The organism is Phyllobacterium ifriqiyense, assembly GCF_030817885.1.
Classification (GTDB): domain Bacteria; phylum Pseudomonadota; class Alphaproteobacteria; order Rhizobiales; family Rhizobiaceae; genus Phyllobacterium; species Phyllobacterium ifriqiyense.
The window spans coordinates 1,596,130-1,611,789 of the sequence record NZ_JAUSZT010000003.1 but is presented as its reverse complement, the minus strand read 5'-3'; the positions used below and the strand labels follow the sequence as shown (position 1 = coordinate 1,611,789).

Sequence of the window (15,660 nt, the reverse complement as noted above, 5' to 3'; positions counted from 1 at the left end):
CAGGACGTGCGCCCTATCATGACAGCTTGATGCAAATCAAAAACTAAGCCTGGTGACTTGTTTTTGATAAGATAGCCACGCTGTTAACGGATTTGCTTCTTTTCCGCCGCATCAAGTCTTTGCAAAAGATCACGTAGAACGTCCGGAATATTCTTTTCGACTTGTGATGGACGGGCCGTTTCGATCGTTCGGCGATAATCAGCGCGCACGACCTGCTCGCGAAGCACATTTGCAGTCCGGTCGTTCACTGGATGTCGTGCCATGATCATTCCAATCCACTCCATGCGGCGCATCTCGCACCGTACTAGCATAACTCAAATAAGCTGATTTGGTTCGAATTGCCGTGATTTATAGTCAACAGTTTATGAATCAACCGAATTGCAAAATCCTTCTACGCAAAAAATTCAAGGCGGCGGAACCAGCATCCCGTCCCGGCGTTGTTCTGAAAAGATTAAAGGATATGCCCATGTTGATCCGTGTTGGTTACGAGATAGGAATTCGTTGCAACGAGCCAACCCCTATGACGACCTATCTAAATCTGGAATCCGCACGGCTGAAAGATGTTCAATGCGAACGTGGACCCACGGCAACGCCAGAGGTTAATCTGGAAACATTCACAGATCTGTTTGGTAATAATTGTCTGCGGCTGGTTGCACCGGCAGGCAATTTGTCACTGAAATATGATGCTGTTGTCAACGATGATGGCCTGCCAGATCCGGTCGATGAAAATGCCGAAGAAGTTTCCGTCGACAAACTTCCCACGGAATGCCTGGCTTACCTTTCTGCCAGCCGCTATTGTGAAACAGACGAGTTGAGCAATCTTGCTTGGAGCCTGTTCGGGCATGTCAAACCGGGTTGGACACGAGTTCAGACAATCTGCGATTACGTCAATCAACGCCTGACATTCAGCTATGGTTTTGCAAGGGCCACACGCACGGCTGCACAGGCCCATGAAGAACGTGTCGGCGTGTGCCGGGATTTCGCTCATCTTGCCGTGGCCTTCTGCCGCTGCATGAATATTCCTGCCCGTTACGTGAATGGCTATATGGGCGATATTGGCGTACCCGCTGATCCGGCCCCGATGGATTTCAATGCATGGTTCGAAGTCTTTCTAGGTGGCAAATGGCACACGTTTGATGCCCGCCATAATCAGCGCCGCATCGGCCGGATTGTCGTCGCCCGCGGCCGTGATGCAGCGGACACCCCCCTCATTTATACATTTGGCCCGCATGAATTGACCAATTTCAAAGTCTGGACGTTCGAAGAGAACGCTCCAACATTTACCAACAGGCGTTTTGAGAAAATATCGCTGGTAACCCCGTGGTTTAGCCAAAGGTGGTCCCGGCTTTCACGGCATATCCGGCAAGCATCCGAGACAGAACCAACGATTTAGAGCCCTTTCTCGCTCGGAATCATTGTATCGGAACAAACATGCTTGAGGTTTGCCATGCCACATTTGGCAGGGTAATTTGCTGCTTCGGTTCGGTCTGAGGAGGAGCCCACAGGATGCTTTTCGATAATGCGTCGAAGTCGATTTACTCGCAAGAAGACTGGAACATCATGCAAGCGGCCTACGACAAAGCCGCCAAAACGCTCGTTGTAAAGTCCAGTACCGATGACGACGCCAGGATCATTGCAGAAACTGTTATGACAGCCTTCAACCGTGGCAATAAGGATATTAATTCTCTGGCGGCCTTGGCGGTTATTACCGCGATCAACTCGCATCCAAGCCTGAACCAAAATGGATTTGAGCAGCGCAAGCGGTCAGGATAAGCGTTTATCTGATCGCTTTGACAAGCGCATTGTCCGGAAAACAGGTTGGCTCCATTCCCTGTTTTGTCTGCCATGCTCCAATTGACCGCCGCGTCTTGAAACCGGGAAACCCATCCGCGCCGCCTGCGTCATATCCCTGCTTTTCCAGCGTCTTTTGCATGCTGGCAATGTCAGAGCGATAAAGTCCGCCAACGTCGCCCCAGCCAGTGCTGAATCCTTTTGCACCATGGGCAATCCGATCACCAATATGCCCGATGAACAGGGCATATAGATCACTCATATTGTACTCTTTTAGGACATAAAAATTCTTGGTAACGATGAATGCAGGCCCGTGCCTTCCGGCGGGCATCAAAAGGAAGCCTTCGCGCTTCATCTCGCTGGACGGAAAAGCCTTGCCATTGACCCGGGTGATACCCAGTTGTTCCCAGGCGGAAAACAGCTTGCCCTGATCCGGCCCCTCGAGGGAACAGCTCACGGTTTCCGGCACGGTGACCTCATAGCCCCAATCCCGTCCTGCCTGCCAGCCATATTGCTTGAGATAATGACCGATAGAACCCAGCGTGTCCGGCACCGAGTTCCAGATATCCCGTTTGCCATCACCGTCAAAATCCACCGCATGTTGCAGGTAAGAGGTCGGCATGAATTGCGGCTGACCGAGCGCTCCGGCCCAGGAGCTTTTCATGGCACCAGCGTCAATATATCCCTTCTGGACAATCTCCAGCGCAGCCATCAGTTCCTTGCGGAACATTTCCTTTCGCGAGGCCAGAAATGCTTTTGTACCAAGTACGGTAAAGGCGTTATTTGGAATTTTTACGCTGCCATATCCGCTCTCGCGTCCCCAGACCGCAAGCACGATCTCACCCGGGACACCATATTTGCTTTCGACGGCCTTCAGGGTCCGGGCATATTGCCCTGCCCGCGCCACGCCGCCAGCAGTTGTGGCATTTATGGTCTTATCATTGAAGTATTTTCCCGGCGAGCCGAACTCGGACTGAGCCTGCTTCTTTGGTGTCTTTGGCTTTTCGCCCGGCAGAATCAGATCAGGCAAGTCCAGATTGGGCGATACGCCGGCAAAAGCCTGATCGAACACTGCTTTCGAAATGCCCGCTGTCTTGGCATCAGGCCAAAGATCATTGGCAAGCCAGTTTTGGAATTGCGCATCAACCTCGGGCTTGGACGCCGCCAAGGCAGATAATGTGCTTGTGCTCAGCACAAGCAGAATACCCAACCCAATGATAAAATGCTTTTTCATCAAATCTTTGAGCCCCGCACTGTTGGCGTCTTAACTGGCAACGGTTTTGTGGCCGGTGGTATGAATGATGGCAACACGGAAATATACCGGTTCCAGCGGACGGACATGATTTCTTGAAATCGTTTTTACATAGGCCGGTTCCCACCACTCAGCCGTTCGGCTCAAAAGACGATGCGCATTATTGCGCGCCTCTATATGGCCGGGTTCGCTTGTCAGCTCTTCGAAAATTCCGGTGACGACGACGCTTTGCCAATTATTAGTGGCAACGATCTCATCAAACTCTATGCACACTTTGGGATTTTCACGCATCCAGTCGACTTTCGTGCCCGCTGACGTGAGTGAATAAAGAGAAACGGCATCGTAAGCGAAACTCAGGGGAATAACGTAGGGTTGATTATCTTTCGCGCACGCCAATCGCCCGATTGTTGCGCGTGCCAGAAACTCCTTGATTTCCTGCTGCGTCATATCCTGGATAATCATGAAACTTCGCCCCTGTTGCCCGGCCCCGAAATTTTTCGGTCCTATCGCATTTTAGTATAACGACCATAAATCTCGAAAAAGACAAGTTAGCGGCTTCACAGTGTGGTTCTTGCGCGCAAGGCAGCCGTTAATGTTCCTTCGTCAAGATAGTCAAGCTCACCCCCAACCGGCACGCCATGAGCAAGCCTGGTAATTCGGACATCAAAATCTGCCAGCTGATCGGTGATATAGTGTGCTGTTGTCTGACCCTCGACAGTCGCATTCACCGCAAGAATAATCTCCTTGATCTCCCCTTCGGCAACCCGTCCGACAAGCGTCGCAATATTGAGATCATCCGGGCCGATACCATCAAGCGGAGAGAGGCGTCCGCCAAGAACATGATAACGGACATTCATCGACCCGGCACGTTCCAACGCCCAAAGATCGGAAACATCCTCGACCACGATCAGTGTCGCGCGTTCGCGGCGTGGATCGGTGCAAATCATGCAGGGGTCGGATGTATCCACATTTCCACATGTTGAGCAGATGCGCACCTTCTCGGCCGCATCCTGCATCGCGGTGCCAAGAGGAATCAGCAGCGCTTCTTTCTTCTTGATAAGGTGGAGGGCGGCGCGCCTGGCAGAACGCGGACCAAGCCCCGGCACTTTGGCTAGGAGCTGGATTAGGCGCTCAATTTCTGGACCGGCGATTCGTTTCGACATATCGCCGGTTTAGAGCAATTCGCGGCTTTAGGGAATCAAAGACCGGCGGAGTGTTCAACCCATCCAACATTTTGGTCGAAATAATACAATCTTGGATTGGTTGTTCCGGCTCCAAGACCCGATAAGGATCGTATCGGCGATCGCAACGGGTTTGAGGGCAAAAGCAGCAGCACTGTGCCAGCCAGTGTATTGGAGAGGACGGGCTTCTCCAACTGCGGCATCAGCCATGCTCTCGACTTGGAGGTGAAACTATGCGGAGATTTCCGTTTAGCGTAACTCTTATTGTGAAAAGAACCCGGACCAGCTGGTCACTGACATCCGGGTTCAATTTTCAAAATGAGACCAGGGGACGGGCGAAGGCTCGTTCCCTACTCCAAGAACAGTCTATCTTAATAAGACATTCTTTCCAATAAACTTCTGGTTGCTTTCGAATAGGATTAAAACGGCAACTTGAATCCCGGAGGAATTGGCAGGCCCGCAGTCAAGGCTTGCGTTTTTTCTGCCATGATTGCCTCGACCTTCGCCTTGGCCTCATTGTGCGCAGCGATGATGAGATCCTCAATGACTTCGATATCATCTTCCTTGAAGAGTGAAGGATCAATGGTCAGTGCAGTCAGTGCGCCTTTGCCGGAAAGCTTGACAGTGACAAGCCCGCCACCCGCCTGCCCTTCGGCCTCAAGTGCGGAAATTTCCTCCTGCATCGAAGCCATCTTCGCCTGCATTTCCTTGGCCTGTTTCATCATGCCCATTATGTCACGCATGGGTTATCTCCTATCGTTCAATCATCTTCTTCAACGGGCGCCAATGTATCATCACCTGCACCTGCAGATAATTCATCATCGGCTTGCCCCGCGGGCGTGGCTATGCGCACGTTGATAATCTTGGCGCCCGGAAACTTCGAAAGTATGGCGGCCACATCCGGATCTGCACGCGCATCGCTCAGCAAGCCTTCACGCTTTGCCGTTTCGACTTCGTTGAGTGTCTTGCTGCCTTCCTCGCGCGAAAGCGAAACCATCCAGCGAATGCCCGTCCAGTCGCCAAGCTTTTGCGATAAATCTGTCAGCAGGGTTTTCGGCGCAGCTTCAGTCAGGTTAATCTCAAGACGCCCGGGCTTGATACTGACCAGCCGCACGCAATTCTTGACCATGATCTTGAACTGCATATCACGCTGCTTGTCTGCAAGTGCGATGATATCTTCAATACTGCCTATCTGAACCGAAGGTACGGCCTCTTCAACAACCTGCGGCGAAGCGAGCATGGCCGGTTCCGGTTGGATAGCTGGTTCAACCAGCCGCATGGTTGCGCCGCCACTCGCGTTCACAGTGCCGCGAGCAGTTGCCACCGCATCGCTGGCACGTGCCATCGAGGCACCGCCATTGCCCGGATTCGGACGCGGCCCATTATTGTCGCCGGCGGTACCAGGCAAAGCTGTGCCGTCATCCAGCGACTTCAATGCTTCATCAAGCGTGGGCAAATCTGCGGCATGGGCAATGCGGATGAGCAGCATTTCGGCTGCCTGAACGGGGCGATTTGAATTCTCGACCTCGGCCATACCTTTCAGCAACATCTGCCAAGTCCGGGAAAGGACGCGAATGGACAATTTCTCTGCAAAATCACGTCCGCGCAGCCGCTCGTCTTCTGACAATGAAATATCGTCGGCAACATCCGGGGTAAAACGAATGCGTGTGACCAAATGATTGAAGTCGGCAAGGTCGGTCAACACTACGCTGGGATCAGCTCCAACATCATATTGCGAGCGGAACTCACGCAATGCCGAAGCCACGTCGCCACGCATCAGCATTTCGAACAAATCGATGATCCGCGCACGATCCGCCAAGCCGAGCATCGAACGCACAGCCTCGCCATTCACTGTGCCTGCTCCATGCGCTATGGCCTGATCGAAAATGGACAGCGAATCACGCACGGAACCCTCGCCTGCCCGCGCGATCATGGACAGCGAGGTATCGTCCACCGTTATGTTTTCCAGACCTGCGATCTTGCGTAAATGCGAGGTCAACAGGCTGGTATCTATGCGGCGCAAATCGAAACGCTGGCAGCGCGACAGAACGGTGATGGGAACCTTGCGGATTTCCGTCGTCGCAAAAATAAATTTCACATGGGGCGGCGGCTCTTCAAGCGTCTTCAACAGGCCGTTAAAGGCCTGATTGGAGAGCATGTGCACCTCATCGATGATGTAGACCTTGTAGCGGGCCGATACCGGACGATAACGAACCTGTTCGATAATCTCGCGAATATCATCAATGCCCGTATGGGAAGCAGCATCCATCTCGATCACGTCGACATGCCTGCCTTCCATGATTGCCTGACAATGCTCGCCCATGACAGAGAGGTCTATGGTTGGCTTGTCTATATCGCCATTCTTGTAATTGAGGGCGCGGCCAAGAATTCGCGCAGTCGTGGTCTTGCCGACACCGCGCACACCCGTCAGCATCCACGCTTGCGCGATCCGTCCTGTCTCGAACGCATTGGTCAGCGTCCTGACCATTGGCTCCTGGCCAATCAGATCGTTGAAATTTTCGGGGCGATATTTGCGGGCGAGCACGCGATAGGCGCTGTCTGGCTTTTTCGTGTCCATCGCGTTTGTTCCGCTCCTGCATTTACTTCTTGTATATGGCGCAAGTTTGGACCGCCATGCACCATAGCGTCAATGCCGGTTGCGGCTTTGACACAGGCAGGTACACATAAAAAGGGTGGGAGGCTGGCACGGCGACCCGTGCCTGGCTCGTTGGGGCTGCTTCCTTCCGGACCTGACCCGGTTGGCGAGTGGCTCGTCCACCACCAACCTCCCGGTTTTCATATCGGCAATCCGAACGCAAAAAGCAAGCGCACACAGAAAAAAACTGCTATTTACTCGTACATCATGACATTCGCACTCGACGCAAAACTAAACGCAGATACCTTCCCCATCGTTAAACTGGGTCTTTGTGACCTGCGCTTGATGAATGACCGGCGTTGGCCATGGCTTATTCTTGTGCCGCAAAGACCGGGAATCACTGAAGTTCATGAATTGACGCCCCTCGATCAGACGATGTTGACATTCGAGGCGGGCATCGCGGCGCAGGCACTCAAGTCGATTACCAATTGCGAAAAGATCAATACGGCTGCACTTGGCAATATAGTTCGCCAACTACACGTTCATGTCATTGCACGGAACACTGGCGATCCGGCATGGCCTGGGCCGGTCTGGGGCCATGGAACACGCGAGCCTTACAGCAAAAACGACGCAAAGGTCTTTGCGAAAACGATTCTCGACGCTATTTAAACAATCCCGTCCAGTTTCCCCGTTCTGGAGCTTCCATTCATGTCGTTTCGTCTTTTTGATGCTCCGCTAGCCGAGCCCAGCCATTTTGTGGGATTCGCCGGGAACAGGATCAATCGGCATTCGGAAAAACGGAGTGACGACGTTGTCACCCTTGCGCTGGCAAATGCCGACGCGCGCATGTTGCTGGTGGGCGATGGCAAGATACTGGTTGATCGCAGCGCCTCGGAAGGGAATGCGTTTTTCGGGATGGAAGCAACCTCGGCGCTTCTCCCGGGATTGAACAAGACAATTTATCTCGGCCTTCAAGACGATATGCCAATATTGGCAGGACCGAGCGGCCTTTCTCCGGAAGCGCTACCTATGGGCATTGAGGCGGTTGACTATCGTTCGGCCTATACGCAAGGGCTTATTCCCCCAGATCAGATAGGAGCCATGGCGCAAGCCGTGTCACTGCTCTCATGGCATGACACCCACAAGTTTTGCGGGCGCTGCGGCCATGAAACCGTCATGCGAGATGGCGGCTATCGTCGTACATGCCCCAATTGCGAGGCTCAGCATTTTCCGCGCACAGACCCGGTTGCGATCATGATGGTCGTGCGCGGCGACAAGTGCCTACTGGCGCGCGGGGCACATTTTGGGACCGGCATGTATTCCTGCCTCGCCGGGTTTATCGAACCCGGAGAGACTATCGAAAATGCAGTGCGCCGCGAAACCATGGAAGAAACCAACCTGCCTGTAGGGCGCGTTCTCTATCATGCCAGCCAGCCTTGGCCTTTTCCCTATTCTTTGATGATCGGTTGCCATGCCGAAGCCCTCTCCGACGATTATATATTGGATACGGCAGAGCTTGAGGCTGGACGCTGGTTCAGCCGCGAGGAAGTCAGGACCATGATGGACCGCACGCATCCAGATGGCCTTATGACGCCGCCCGCAGGGGCCATTGCAGCCCACCTCATCCGCAGCTGGGTGGAGAGCAAGTTTTAATCATTGGATAGAAAGGCGACGCCTGTGGACTTTCGCGATGATGAGCTGAAAAACTTTGAAGCCAATGGTGCGCTGCCATTACCGGATGTGACCGACGAGGGTTTCGTTGAGAACGATGGAGCCAGCATCCACTATTCTGCCTATGGTGCCGGAGCGCCGGTAATCCTGATTCATGGCGGATTGGGCCATGGTGGCAATTGGGGCTATCAGGTTCCAGCTCTTGTCGATGCCGGATACTGCGCGCTTCTCATCGACAGCCGTGGACATGGCCGCAGCACGCGTGACAGTAAATCCTATAGCTATGAGCTGATGGCATCCGATGTGCTTGCGGTCATGGATCGATTGAGCATTGCCAAGGCCGCTCTAATTGGCTGGAGCGACGGCGCCTGCACATCAATGGTGCTCGGCATAAAGGCATCGCATCGCGTCACCGGTGTCTTTTTCTTTGGCTGCAACATGGACCCGAGCGGCACCAAGGAAGTTCAGCCAAGCCTAGCGCTCGATCGTTGCTTCAGCCGCCATGTCAAGGATTATGCCGAGTTATCGGCAACGCCTGATCAGTTCGAGGACTTTCTGGCAGCTGTCGGCAAAATGATGAAAACGGAACCTAATTATGGTGCCGCCGAGTTGGCGAAGATTACGGTGCCGGTCACTGTCGTTCAAAGCGAGCATGATGAATTTATCAAGCAGGAACATGCCGAATATCTCGCGCGCACCATCCCAGGCGCAGAGTTTCTCCTGCTACGGGGTGTCAGTCACTTCGCGCCGCTGCAACGGCCTGACCAATTCAATCAAGCAGTCCAGCAATTTCTCGACCGACTCTCAGCTCAATAATTAGTCTTCGCTTATTTGCGAGCTTCGGAATGTCGTGTCAGCTGGGTAGACACCCAATACACGCACTTCCTTCGAGAAGAATTCCAGCTCCTCCAACGCCTGGGCGACATTCTTATCGTCCGGATGGCCTTCAATGTCCGCGTAAAACTGCGTCGCCGTGAATTTACCGTCGATCTGGTAGCTTTCCAGCTTGGTCATATTCACCATGTTCGTGGCAAAACCGCCCATCGCTTTATAAAGTGCAGCCGGAACGTTGCGGACGCGGAATACAAAAGTGGTCATCATCAGCGCATCGGAGGTACGCGGTGCCCATTTTTTGGTTTTTGTCAGCACGACGAAGCGCGTGACATTGTTTTCAGTGTCCTCGACATCCTCTTCGAGAATATCCAAACCATAGAGGCTTGATGCCAGACGCGGCGCCAAAGCAGCCATCGTCCTGTCCTTGACTTCCGCGACCAGCCGCGCTGCACCGGCGGTGTCGCCAGCGATCACCGGCTTCCAGCCATTCTTGCGAATATATTTGCGGCATTGGCCAAGTGCATGGATATGGCTGTGGACAGAGGTGATCTCGCTGCGCTTCGTGCCCGGTAGAACCATCAGCTGAAAATGGATCGGCAGAAAATATTCGCCAACAATGTGCAGTCGCGATTCCGGTAGCAGATGGTGGATATCGGCAACACGTCCGGCAATGGTATTTTCAATTGGAATCATTGCCAGATCGGCTGCACCGCTTTCAACCGCATTGAACGCATCTTCAAAGGTCGGGCAAGGCATGGGTTCCATCGTTGGAAACATGTTGCGGCAAGCCGTATCGGAATTTGCGCCGGGTTCACCCTGAAAAGAGATGCGGTTGGTCTTGGTCATTATCCTTGGCCTTGTTTCATATTCAATAATTCGCGGGCGCGATCCAGATCTTCCTGCGTGTCCACACCCAACGGCACAGAATCGACAATCTCGACATCAATGCGCATCCCAGACTCAAGCGCGCGCAGTTGCTCCAGCCGCTCACGCCGCTCCAGCGGCGAGGGTCCCAGCCTGACAAAACGCTCAAGAGCGGCCCGGCGATAGGCATAAAGTCCGATATGGTGGTAAAGCGGCCCCTCGCCCCAAGGGGCTGTCGCACGCGTGAAATAGAGTGCACGCAACTGGGTTTCACTCAAAGGCGAGCCGATGATCTTGACCACATTGGGATTGGTCTTTTCCGCTTCGTGGCGAATCTCGACCGCCAGCGTACCAATATCGGCAGGACCATTGAGCAATGGCAATAGAGCGCGCTTTATAACATCCGGTTCGATGGTTGGCAGGTCACCCTGCACATTAACAACCGCATCAATATTCCCATCAGGGTCGAGTGCTTGCAGCGCTTCATAGATGCGGTCGGAGCCGGATTCGTGATCGCTTCGGGTCATGACAGCTTCCAGCCCGTAAGCTTCGACTGCCAACTTTACCTCAGCCGTATCAGTGGCCACAACGGTGCGGCCAAGGCCCGCAGCTATGGCGCGCTCAGCAACGTGAACAATCATCGGCTTGCCTGCAATATCGGCCAAAGGCTTGTTGGGAAGCCGTGTCGAAGCCATTCTTGCCGGTATCAGGTTCAATATTCTCATCATTCCTCACACCCCTACGGTGTCAAAAAGTCTCAGGCAGAACCGCCCTTATATGTGTTGCAAGTGGGAGATAAAACCCCTAGTTTCCGCGCAATCACGAGGGGTTTCTGCCACAAATGCAGCGGTTTGCATTGATCAGATATTGAAGCCCTCCGCAAGAGGAGTAATGAGCGACGATGGGATCCGCATTTAATAAGTACGCCATGGCGTTTCTGGCAACAGTGTTCGTTGTCATGTCCGCGGCCATCATGTCCGACTCCCTGTTCAATTCGCACGCTCCCGAAAAGCCAGGCTTTATTATTGAAGCACCTGAGGGCGGCGAAGCAACCGCAGGCGAAGAGGCTCCTGCCGCAGCGGTGCCGGTGGCAACCCTGCTCGCTTCAGCTGATGCGAAGCGCGGTGAAGCTGTGTTCAAGCGTTGCGCTGCTTGCCACACCGCAGAAAAGGGCGGCGCTAACAAGGTCGGCCCGAATCTTTGGGACATTGTTGAGCGCCCGATCGCGACCCATGAAGGTTTCAGCTATTCCGGCGCCATGAAGGAATTCTCCAAGGGTGGCCAGGAGAAGTGGACCTATGATCACCTCAATCACTTCCTGACCTCGCCAAAGGGCTATATCAAAGGCACCGCCATGGGCTTTGCGGGTGACAAGAAAGATCCGGAGCGTGCCGATTTGATCGCCTATCTGCAGACGCTTTCAGATAGCCCGAAGCCATTCCCTGCAGCTGATGCTGCTCCAGCCGGTGAAAAGCCTGCTGAAGGCGCTGCACCTGCCGCTCCGGCACCAGCGGGCGAAACACCCGCAGCGCCTGCTCAGCCAGCGCCAGCACACTAAAACCTACTCATATCGATCTAAAAGCCGGGCTCAATGCCCGGCTTTTCTGTATCAACTCCCCGTGTTTTTTAAGCGAAGGCCTGTTCTCTGCCGCATTTTCTCTTAGACTGCCTGTCAGATAGAACTGTGGAGACCTATTTTGAGATTTCGCCGCTTCGTTATCAGCCTTGCGCTGCTCGCTGCCACAACCCTTGGCACCCTTCAGATTGCACATGCGGCGGAACCGGAATGGCGTCATGCTACGAGTGCCTTGGGCGAGCCCAAATATAAGGCCGGTTTCAAGCATTATGACTTCGTCAATCCGGATGCACCCAAAGGTGGAACTCTCAATCTCATAGCTCAAGGTTCCTTTGACAGTCTGAACCCATTCATCGTGCAAGGAACCTCTGCTGCGGGCCTTCCCGGCGGTACAATTATGGGAGGGCATCTCTACGATACGTTGCTCGACCGTGCCCTTGACGAACCCGCCACGAGCTATGGTTTGCTCGCCGAAGCGGTCTCTTATCCTGAAGACTTTTCATGGGCAAAGTTCCGATTAACCCCGACAGCAAAATGGCACGATGGTCAGCCGATTACGGTCAACGATGTAATATGGTCATTCAATGTGCTGAAAGAGCAAAGCCCGCTATATAACAAATATTATCACGACGTGACCAAGGCCGAGAAAACAGGGGAACGTGAAGTGACATTCACCTTTGGCGTTAAGGGCAATCGTGAACTTCCAAGTATCATCGGTGAGTTTCCGGTACTTCCAAAGCATTGGTGGGAAGGAACCGATAAAAACGGCAATAAGCGCGATATAACAAAGCCTACATCGGAAATCCCGTTGGGCTCCGGCCCCTATAAAATTGAAAGCGTCGATTTCGGTAAGACAATCATCTGGGTTCGTGTCGCTGATTACTGGGCAAAGAATGCTCCGACCGTTCTTGGACGCAACAATTTTGAGCGTATCCGGTATGAATATTTTCGGGATGCCAATGCCAGCTGGGAAGCTTTCAAGAAGGGTGGCTTTCAGGATTTTCGTGGCGAACCCAGCATTGGACGCTGGACACGTGAATATGACTTTCCGGCAATTGTCCGGGGAGATGTCATTAAAACGATCTTTCCGACCCGATCTTCGGGCCGGATGCAGGGTTTCCTGCTCAATACACGGCGCGACAAGTTCAAGGATATACGAGTTCGGCAGGCGCTAAACCTGGCTTTCGACTTTGAGACCATGAGCAAGAATATGTTCTTTGGCGAATACAAGCGCATCAACAGCTATTTCTCAGGTACAGAACTCGCTTCGAGCGGACTTCCTCAAGGCAAGGAGCTGGAAATCCTCCAAACTGTCAAAGGCGAAGTCCCCGAAGAAGTATTCACTCAGGAATTCAAGAATCCGGTTTCTGATACACCGCAAGCGTTGCGTGAGAATTTGCGCAAGGCAGTGGGATTGTTGCGTGAGGCTGGGTATGAACAGAAGAATGGCAAGCTGGTCAATCAAGCCGGCCAGCCAATGACCATTGAGTTTCTTGGTGATGATCCTCGTGATGAGCGAACAATCGGGCCGTTCATGGCCAGTTTACGCAAACTGGGAATCGATGCACAAATAAGAGCTGTCGATGCCGCGCAATATGCGGCAAGAGTGAATGATTTTGATTATGATGTTTTGGCAATTATGGGTATTGGACAAACGCTTTCTCCCGGCAATGAACAACGCGATTACTGGGGTTCAGCCAATGCGGACGTAAAGGGGGGGCGCAATTATATGGGCATTAAAAACCCCGCCATCGACAAACTCATTGACAAGGTAATCCTTGCTAAGGATCGCGAAGAGCTTATTGCCGCAACCCATGCGCTGGATCGTGTACTCCTGTGGAATTACTACGTCGTACCGCAATGGTATGACGACCGAAGCAGGGTGGCATACTGGAACAAATTCGGAATGCCGGAAAAACAGCCCGACTATATTGGCATGGATCCCTTTTCATGGTGGATCGACACCGCAAAGGAACAGGCTTTGAAAGCGCGCGCCCAATGACGGGATTTAACCGCCGCGAACTTATGAAGCTTTCGGGCGCTGCGATGCTCACTGCCATGGCTCCAAAACTGGCTTTGGCAGATGTGCGGACGGACGTTCCGCTTCATGGCCTCTCTGCGTTTGGCGAGTTGAAATACCCGAAGGATTTTACGCATTTTGACTATGCCAGTCCCGATGCGCCCAAGGGCGGAACCTTCGCTTTTTCGCCCAATACGTGGGTTTTTAATCAGTCGCCCCAAACCTTCAATACGCTCAATACGTTCTCGAACAAGGGAGATGCTCCGCCCCGTATGGAACTCTGTTTCGATACGCTGATGGCATCTGCACTGGACGAACCGGACTCGATTTATGGTCTGGTGGCAGAAACAGTTACCGTTTCCGCCGATCGCAATAGCTTCACCTTCAAACTGCGGCAGGAAGCCCGCTTCCATGACGGCTCGCCAATCACTGCGGAAGATGTTGTTTTCAGCTTTGAAACCCTCAAGGACAAAGGGCATCCCCAACTCCGTCTGGTTCTGACGGAGTTGAGCAAAATTGCTGCACTGGACGCGCATACCGTGCAGCTGATTTTTTCAGGCAAGCATTCTGACCGTGCGATACTCAATATTGCCTCAATACCTATTTTTTCCAAAAAATGGTACGCCACCCGCGACTTTGCGGCATCAACAATGGAACCGCCGCTTGGCTCGGGGGCATATCGTGTTGGCCGTGTCGCTCCTGGCCAAACCATAGAGTATGAACGCGTGGCGGATTATTGGGCCAAGGACCTGAATGTACAACGCGGTCAAAACCACTTTGATCGTATTAAAATTGATTTCTACCGGGAGCGCCAACCGGAATTCGAGGCTTTCAAAAAAGGCGATATTTTCTGGCGATATGAAGCAACCGCAAAAACATGGGCGACAGAGTACAATTTCCCTGCGGTACAACAGAAACGTGTCATTAAACGCAAGTTTACAACGGAAAAGCGCCCGCAATTGCAGGCTTGGGCCATTAATCAGCGCCGCGAGCATTTCCGCGACCCCCAGGTACGCGAAGCTATTGCACTGTGCTTTGATTTTGAGTGGACCCAGAAAAATCTTTTCTATGGTGCATATGAGCGCTCCCATTCAGTGTTTGAGCAATCGGATTTCCGGGCAAGCGGAAAGCCCTCTGCGGAAGAACTCGCCATTCTGGAGCCTTTTCGTGACAGGCTGCCCGAGGCCATATTCGGCGATGCATTGTTGCAAACACCTTCTGATGGCAGCGGGCGTGACCGCAAAAACTTGAAGCGGGCATCCGACCTTTTAAATCAGGCGGGATTCAAACGGGATGGTGACAAGTTGGTGGATGCGCAAGGCAGACCGCTCAATCTTGAACTCTTGATTTATGCTGAAGTCTTCACCCGCAGTTACTCACCTTTCGTAAACAATCTGAAGGCCTTGGGCATCAACGCCTATCTGCGCTTGGCCGATCCCGCGCAATATCAAAGCCGCATTCAGAATTTTGATTTCGACATGATCGGTATGGCGGTGCAACTCTCCCCTACGCCAACACGAGAATCACTGGAGGAGATATTCGGCTCCAAGGGCAGGGATATCCCGGGTTCGTATAATTTTCCCGGCACAGCCGATCCGGTTGTCGATGCGCTTATCGCTAAAGTGAGCGATGCAAAAACGCGTGACGAGCTGGTTTCGCTATTGCGGGTTTTAGATCGGCTCTTGCGTATCAGGCGTGATTGGATTCCAAACTGGTACTCAGCGAATCATCCGATCGCCTATTGGGACATGTTCGGCTTCAAGGAGCCCAAACCCGATTATGGTTTCCCGGTTGAAACGCTGTGGTGGTTCGACGAAGCAAAGGCGAAGGCAATTGGCAAAGTTTGATGGACTGAAAGCGATGAGAGGGCGCCCC

16 protein-coding genes and 1 other RNA gene are annotated in these 15,660 nt (G+C 53.0%); 8 read left to right on the top strand and 9 right to left on the bottom strand.

What is annotated here, in order from left to right:
* Window positions 1–83: 83 nt before the first annotated feature.
* Window positions 84–263, bottom strand: coding sequence for a nucleotide exchange factor GrpE (locus QFZ34_RS15390; RefSeq protein WP_162802384.1), 180 nt, complete (start codon window positions 261–263; stop codon window positions 84–86).
* 203 nt (window positions 264–466) lie between these two features.
* Here QFZ34_RS15390 and QFZ34_RS15385 point away from each other — a divergent pair, with 203 nt between their 5' ends.
* Together QFZ34_RS15385 and QFZ34_RS15380 are read left to right on the top strand one after the other, a co-directional pair.
* Complete coding sequence (locus QFZ34_RS15385) at window positions 467–1,393, top strand: transglutaminase-like domain-containing protein (protein ID WP_115051607.1); 927 nt, start codon at window positions 467–469, stop codon at window positions 1,391–1,393.
* Window positions 1,394–1,506: 113 nt separating this feature from the next.
* Complete coding sequence (locus QFZ34_RS15380; RefSeq protein WP_115051356.1) at window positions 1,507–1,773, top strand: hypothetical protein; 267 nt, start codon at window positions 1,507–1,509, stop codon at window positions 1,771–1,773.
* Between the two features lie 4 nt (window positions 1,774–1,777).
* On the opposite strand, the gene QFZ34_RS15375 is transcribed toward QFZ34_RS15380, so the two are convergent.
* The 6 genes from QFZ34_RS15375 to ffs form a co-directional block, all read right to left on the bottom strand.
* Window positions 1,778–3,025 carry a lytic murein transglycosylase gene (locus QFZ34_RS15375; RefSeq protein ID WP_307282481.1) on the bottom strand — a complete coding sequence of 416 codons (1,248 nt, stop codon included), beginning with the start codon at window positions 3,023–3,025 and terminating at the stop codon, window positions 1,778–1,780.
* Window positions 3,026–3,055: 30 nt separating this feature from the next.
* Complete coding sequence (locus tag QFZ34_RS15370; RefSeq protein WP_115051358.1) at window positions 3,056–3,505, bottom strand: pyridoxamine 5'-phosphate oxidase family protein; 450 nt, start codon at window positions 3,503–3,505, stop codon at window positions 3,056–3,058.
* A 95-nt stretch (window positions 3,506–3,600) separates the two neighbouring features.
* Window positions 3,601–4,206 carry a recombination mediator RecR gene (gene recR / locus QFZ34_RS15365; RefSeq protein ID WP_307282478.1) on the bottom strand — a complete coding sequence of 202 codons (606 nt, stop codon included), beginning with the start codon at window positions 4,204–4,206 and terminating at the stop codon, window positions 3,601–3,603.
* 437 nt (window positions 4,207–4,643) lie between these two features.
* Window positions 4,644–4,967, bottom strand: a complete 324-nt coding sequence (locus QFZ34_RS15360; RefSeq protein WP_008122553.1) for a YbaB/EbfC family nucleoid-associated protein — start codon at window positions 4,965–4,967, stop codon at window positions 4,644–4,646.
* A gap of 17 nt (window positions 4,968–4,984) precedes the next feature.
* Window positions 4,985–6,802 carry a DNA polymerase III subunit gamma/tau gene (locus QFZ34_RS15355; protein ID WP_370878791.1) on the bottom strand — a complete coding sequence of 606 codons (1,818 nt, stop codon included), beginning with the start codon at window positions 6,800–6,802 and terminating at the stop codon, window positions 4,985–4,987.
* 115 nt (window positions 6,803–6,917) lie between these two features.
* An RNA gene (gene ffs / locus QFZ34_RS15350) (signal recognition particle sRNA small type) lies at window positions 6,918–7,014 on the bottom strand.
* Between the two features lie 70 nt (window positions 7,015–7,084).
* On the opposite strand from ffs, the gene QFZ34_RS15345 reads away from it, so the two are divergent.
* The 3 genes from QFZ34_RS15345 to QFZ34_RS15335 are packed head-to-tail and all read left to right on the top strand — an operon-like array spanning window position 7,085 to window position 9,307.
* On the top strand, window positions 7,085–7,489 hold the full coding sequence (locus QFZ34_RS15345; protein ID WP_115051608.1) for an HIT domain-containing protein: 405 nt from the start codon (window positions 7,085–7,087) through the stop codon (window positions 7,487–7,489).
* A 39-nt stretch (window positions 7,490–7,528) separates the two neighbouring features.
* On the top strand, window positions 7,529–8,473 hold the full coding sequence (nudC, locus tag QFZ34_RS15340; RefSeq protein WP_307282475.1) for an NAD(+) diphosphatase: 945 nt from the start codon (window positions 7,529–7,531) through the stop codon (window positions 8,471–8,473).
* Window positions 8,474–8,497: 24 nt separating this feature from the next.
* Window positions 8,498–9,307, top strand: coding sequence for an alpha/beta fold hydrolase (locus QFZ34_RS15335; protein ID WP_307282473.1), 810 nt, complete (start codon window positions 8,498–8,500; stop codon window positions 9,305–9,307).
* Here QFZ34_RS15335 and QFZ34_RS15330 read toward each other — a convergent pair whose 3' ends face one another.
* Together QFZ34_RS15330 and QFZ34_RS15325 are read right to left on the bottom strand one after the other, a co-directional pair.
* Window positions 9,308–10,171: a prephenate dehydratase gene (locus QFZ34_RS15330; RefSeq protein ID WP_307282471.1), complete on the bottom strand. Its 864-nt coding sequence runs from the start codon at window positions 10,169–10,171 to the stop codon at window positions 9,308–9,310. It abuts the gene before it with no gap.
* Window positions 10,171–10,914 carry a 3-deoxy-manno-octulosonate cytidylyltransferase gene (locus QFZ34_RS15325; protein WP_370878854.1) on the bottom strand — a complete coding sequence of 248 codons (744 nt, stop codon included), beginning with the start codon at window positions 10,912–10,914 and terminating at the stop codon, window positions 10,171–10,173. Before QFZ34_RS15325 ends, QFZ34_RS15330 begins: the two co-directional genes overlap by 1 nt.
* A gap of 176 nt (window positions 10,915–11,090) precedes the next feature.
* Here QFZ34_RS15325 and QFZ34_RS15320 point away from each other — a divergent pair, with 176 nt between their 5' ends.
* The 3 genes from QFZ34_RS15320 (at window position 11,091) to QFZ34_RS15310 (ending at window position 15,632) form a co-directional block, all read left to right on the top strand.
* Complete coding sequence (locus QFZ34_RS15320; RefSeq protein WP_307282466.1) at window positions 11,091–11,747, top strand: c-type cytochrome; 657 nt, start codon at window positions 11,091–11,093, stop codon at window positions 11,745–11,747.
* Window positions 11,748–11,886: 139 nt separating this feature from the next.
* A complete protein-coding gene (locus QFZ34_RS15315; protein WP_370878788.1) occupies window positions 11,887–13,767 on the top strand; it encodes an extracellular solute-binding protein in 1,881 nt (626 codons plus the stop codon).
* A complete protein-coding gene (locus QFZ34_RS15310; RefSeq protein WP_307286356.1) occupies window positions 13,764–15,632 on the top strand; it encodes an extracellular solute-binding protein in 1,869 nt (622 codons plus the stop codon). The genes QFZ34_RS15315 and QFZ34_RS15310 overlap by 4 nt, the downstream gene beginning before the upstream one ends.
* Window positions 15,633–15,660 lie beyond the last annotated feature (28 nt).

Coding starts and splice junctions, on each gene's coding strand:
- QFZ34_RS15380 (WP_115051356.1), top strand. CDS start 1,507: ATGCTTTTCGATAATGCGTCGAAGTCGATTTACTCGCAAGAAGACTGG.
- QFZ34_RS15385 (WP_115051607.1), top strand. CDS start 467: ATGTTGATCCGTGTTGGTTACGAGATAGGAATTCGTTGCAACGAGCCA.
- QFZ34_RS15320 (WP_307282466.1), top strand. CDS start 11,091: ATGGGATCCGCATTTAATAAGTACGCCATGGCGTTTCTGGCAACAGTG.
- QFZ34_RS15375 (WP_307282481.1), bottom strand. CDS start 3,025: ATGAAAAAGCATTTTATCATTGGGTTGGGTATTCTGCTTGTGCTGAGC.
- QFZ34_RS15330 (WP_307282471.1), bottom strand. CDS start 10,171: ATGACCAAGACCAACCGCATCTCTTTTCAGGGTGAACCCGGCGCAAAT.
- nudC (WP_307282475.1), top strand. CDS start 7,529: ATGTCGTTTCGTCTTTTTGATGCTCCGCTAGCCGAGCCCAGCCATTTT.
- QFZ34_RS15325 (WP_370878854.1), bottom strand. CDS start 10,914: ATGAGAATATTGAACCTGATACCGGCAAGAATGGCTTCGACACGGCTT.
- QFZ34_RS15355 (WP_370878791.1), bottom strand. CDS start 6,802: ATGGACACGAAAAAGCCAGACAGCGCCTATCGCGTGCTCGCCCGCAAA.
- QFZ34_RS15360 (WP_008122553.1), bottom strand. CDS start 4,967: ATGCGTGACATAATGGGCATGATGAAACAGGCCAAGGAAATGCAGGCG.
- recR (WP_307282478.1), bottom strand. CDS start 4,206: ATGTCGAAACGAATCGCCGGTCCAGAAATTGAGCGCCTAATCCAGCTC.
- QFZ34_RS15390 (WP_162802384.1), bottom strand. CDS start 263: ATGGCACGACATCCAGTGAACGACCGGACTGCAAATGTGCTTCGCGAG.
- QFZ34_RS15370 (WP_115051358.1), bottom strand. CDS start 3,505: ATGATTATCCAGGATATGACGCAGCAGGAAATCAAGGAGTTTCTGGCA.
- QFZ34_RS15310 (WP_307286356.1), top strand. CDS start 13,764: ATGACGGGATTTAACCGCCGCGAACTTATGAAGCTTTCGGGCGCTGCG.